This is a genomic window from Methylobacterium sp. WL103 (assembly GCF_008039885.1).
GTDB classification, from domain to species: Bacteria; Pseudomonadota; Alphaproteobacteria; order Rhizobiales; family Beijerinckiaceae; genus Methylobacterium; species Methylobacterium cerastii.
This window is the reverse complement of the sequence record NZ_VRUX01000439.1, coordinates 1-3,614: the sequence shown is the minus strand read 5'-3', so window position 1 is coordinate 3,614 and position 3,614 is coordinate 1. Positions and strand designations below refer to the sequence as shown.

The window sequence follows — 3,614 nt, the reverse complement described above, 5'->3', positions numbered from 1 at the left end:
TCCGACGCCCGCCTCGTCGACCCGCCCCATCGACACCCCCATGGCGCGTGTCCTGCGACCAGCCATCCGAGGCCCAAGCCTCGGAGAGGCCCAACAACCATCCATTCGGGAGGCCGAGATGCCCGCGCACGCTCAAGTCATCGACATGCATACCGCCGACGTGAACATGGCCGAGGCCGACACCCAGCCTGCGCTCACCGACGGGTTCCACCTCGTCATCGACGCGCTGAAGCTCAACGACATCAACACGATCTACGGCGTGCCGGGCATCCCGATCACCGATCTCGGGCGCCTCGCCCAGGCCGAGGGCATCCGGGTGATCTCGTTCCGGCACGAGCAGCATGCCGGCAACGCGGCGGCGATCGCCGGCTTCCTCACGAAGAAGCCGGGCATCTGCCTCACGGTCTCGGCGCCGGGCTTCCTCAACGGCCTGACGGCTTTGGCCAACGCCACCACCAACTGCTTCCCGATGATCCTGATCTCGGGCTCGTCCGAGCGCGAGATCGTCGACCTGCAGCAGGGCGACTACGAGGAGATGGACCAGCTCGCCATCGCCAAGCCCCTGTGCAAGGCGGCCTTCCGCGTGCTGCACGCCGCCGACATCGGCATCGGCGTGGCCCGCGCGATCCGCGCCGCCTGCTCCGGCCGTCCCGGCGGCGTCTACCTCGACCTGCCGGCCAAGCTCTTCGCGCAGGTGATGGACGCCGAGGCTGGCGCGAAGTCGCTGGTCAAGGTGATCGACCCGGCGCCCGCCCAGATCCCGGCGCCGGAAGCGATCGCGCGGGCGCTGGCCGTGCTGAAGACCGCAGAGCGCCCCCTGATCATCCTCGGCAAGGGCGCCGCCTACGCGCAGGCCGACGAGGCGGTCCGCGCGCTGGTCGAGACCAGCGGCATCCCCTACGTGCCGATGAGCATGGCCAAGGGCCTCCTGCCCGACACCCACCCGCTCTCGGCCGGCGCCGCGCGCTCGACGGTGCTGAAGGAGGCCGACGTCGTGCTCCTGGTCGGCGCCCGGCTGAACTGGCTGCTCTCGCACGGCAAGGGCAAGACCTGGGGCGCGCCGGGCTCCAAGAAGTTCATCCAGATCGACATCGAGCCGCGCGAGATGGATTCGAACGTCGAGATCGTCGCGCCCGTCGTCGGCGACATCGGCTCCTGCGTCGCGGCGCTGCTGGACGGGATGAAGGGCGGCTGGCCGGCGCCGCCCGCGGCCTGGACCGAGACGATCAAGGCGAAGAAGGACACCAACATCGCCAAGATGGGCCAGCGCCTCCTGAAGAACTCGACCCCGATGGACTTCCACGGCGCGCTCGGCGTGCTGCGCACGATCATCAAGGAGCGGCCCGACGCGATCCTCGTCAACGAGGGCGCCAACACCCTCGATCTCGCCCGCGGCGTCATCGACATGTACCAGCCGCGCAAGCGCCTCGACGTCGGCACCTGGGGGATCATGGGCATCGGCATGGGCTTCGCCGTGGCGGCGGCCGTCGAGACCGGCAAGCCGGTGCTCGCGGTCGAGGGCGACTCGGCCTTCGGCTTCTCCGGCATGGAGGTCGAGACGATCTGCCGGTACGACCTGCCGGTCTGCATCGTGGTGTTCAACAACAACGGCATCTATCGCGGCACCGACGTGAACCCGTCGGGCGCGGCCGACGTGGCGCCGACCGTGTTCGTGAAGGACGCGCGCTACGACAAGATGATGGAGGCCTTCGGCGGCGTCGGCGTCAACGTCACGACGCCGGATGCGCTCCGCGTGGCGGTCAACGCGGCTATGGATTCGGGTCGTCCGACCCTGATCAACGCGGTGATCGACCCCTCTGCGGGCACCGAGAGCGGCAACATCGGCAGCCTCAACCCGCAGAGCACCGTGAAGCGGAAGTAAGTGCCGCCGCGTGATGAAGGGGAGGGCGGTCGCCGCCCTCCCGCGACCATGGACGACGACGCGATGATCGATCCGCGCCTCGCCGGCCGCATCGCCTTCGCGCACCGGCTCCCCGTGAAGCCGCCGCTACCGCCGGGGCGTCACCCGCTCGGGCTGTTTCCGGAGCGCGACGCGATCCTCCACGTGCCGGCCGGGATCGACCCGCGAAGGGCCACGCCGCTGGTGGTGCTGTTCCACGGCGGCGGGGGCGGCGCGGAGAAGATCCTGCCGATGCTGGAAGCCCACGCGGAGGGGCGCGGGTTCCTGCTGCTGGCCCCGCAATCGCTGTTCCCGACCTGGGACCTCGTCATCGCCGGCCACGGGCCCGACCGCGAGCGCCTCGAAGCCGCGCTCGCCGAGGTCGGATCGTGCTTCCTGCTGGATCCGTCGCATCTGGCCTTCGCCGGCCATTCGGACGGCGGCAGCTACGCCCTGTCCTCGGGGCTGACCAACGGGGACGTCGTCACCCACGTCATCGCCTCGTCCGCCGGCTTCCTGAGCGATCAGGTCCAAACCGGGGCGCCGCGGGTCTTCGTCTCGCACGGCACCCGGGACGCGCAGATCGCGGTCGCGCATGGCGGCCGCAGCCATGCCGCGCAGCTCGAACGGGCCGGCTACGACACCACCTACGTCGAGTACGACGGCCCCCACGCCTACGACCCGGCGGTGGTGGCGCAGGCCGTCGCCTTCTTCCTCGACGTGCCGAACCCGGCCTGACGCCCCCTCGGATCAGGCCGGCGCCAGCATCCGCGGCGTCGGCACCTCGGCCTGGCGCCGCGTGGCGTCGGTGAGCAGGGCCGCCACGAGGTCGCCCTGCGAGACGATCCCGACGAGGCGGTCGTCCGGCCCGACCACCGGCAGATGGTGCAGGCCGAGCCCAGACATCTGCAGCACGACCTCGCCGATCGGGCTGTCCGGCCGCAGCGTCACGACAGGGCTCGTCATGATGTCCTCTACCGAGCCGTGCGGGGCGCGCCCGCGGGCCGCGGTCAGGCGCAGGCGGCGGAGGAGCCCGAGGCGCGGCCCGCGTCGGTCCCACGCCGCCTTGTCGAGGAGGTCGGTCTGCGTGACGATGCCGACCACGCGAGCACTCTCGTCGGTCACCGGCAGGACCTTGATGTGGTGGCGGCGCAGAAGGGCGAGCGCATCCATCAGCGGCGCGTGGGGGGCGATCGCTACCACGTCGCGGGTCATGATCGCGGCGCAGTCCGTCTGGCCCGAGCGACGGCGGGTGGCGCGGAGCTGCGCCTGCCGCAGGATCGCCTCGAGGTCGCTGCGCCCGACATCGAGGATCTGGTCGAAGTCTTCCAGCGCCGCATCGAGGTCCTCGCCGCTGAAGCCCAGGGGCGCGGCGACGGGATCGGCGCGGCCGGGCGCGGGCGCGATGCCGGGATGCGGGTAGGGGCGGCCGGTGAGGTTGTTGAAGAGGAGCGCCGCGGCGAGCAGCAGCAACGAGTTCACGCTGACCGGCCAGAGCACGAAGCCGTAGCCGAGGTCGTGGATCGCCGGGCCGCCCAGCACCGCGGTGAGCGCGACCGCGCCGCTCGGCGGGTGGACGCAGCGCAGCGCCATCATCGACCCGACGGCTCCGGCGATGGCCAGCGCCGCCGCCAGGATCGGATCGTGCACGAGCGCCGCGACGCTCACGCCGACGAGGGCCGCCACGAGGTTTCCGCCGACGATCGACCAGGGC

General features: G+C 71.4%; 3 protein-coding genes. 2 read left to right on the top strand and 1 reads right to left on the bottom strand.

The genetic code is table 11. The features are described from left to right. Positions 1–145 precede the first annotated feature (145 nt). Positions 146–1,882: an oxalyl-CoA decarboxylase gene (oxc, locus tag FV222_RS20155; RefSeq protein WP_246685566.1), complete on the top strand. Its 1,737-nt coding sequence runs from the start codon at positions 146–148 to the stop codon at positions 1,880–1,882. A gap of 63 nt (positions 1,883–1,945) precedes the next feature. Next, positions 1,946–2,638 carry an esterase gene (locus tag FV222_RS20150; protein ID WP_147815475.1) on the top strand — a complete coding sequence of 231 codons (693 nt, stop codon included), beginning with the start codon at positions 1,946–1,948 and terminating at the stop codon, positions 2,636–2,638. Between the two features lie 12 nt (positions 2,639–2,650). On the opposite strand, the gene FV222_RS20145 is transcribed toward FV222_RS20150, so the two are convergent. Beyond that, positions 2,651–3,614, bottom strand: a 964-nt coding sequence (locus FV222_RS20145; RefSeq protein ID WP_147815474.1) for a CBS domain-containing protein, incomplete at its 5' end; no start/stop codon positions are given.

What these genes read in the sequence shown, in the direction of transcription:
- oxc (WP_246685566.1), top strand. Translation starts at nt 146, where the DNA reads ATGCATACCGCCGACGTGAACATGGCCGAGGCCGACACCCAGCCTGCG.
- FV222_RS20150 (WP_147815475.1), top strand. Translation starts at nt 1,946, where the DNA reads ATGATCGATCCGCGCCTCGCCGGCCGCATCGCCTTCGCGCACCGGCTC.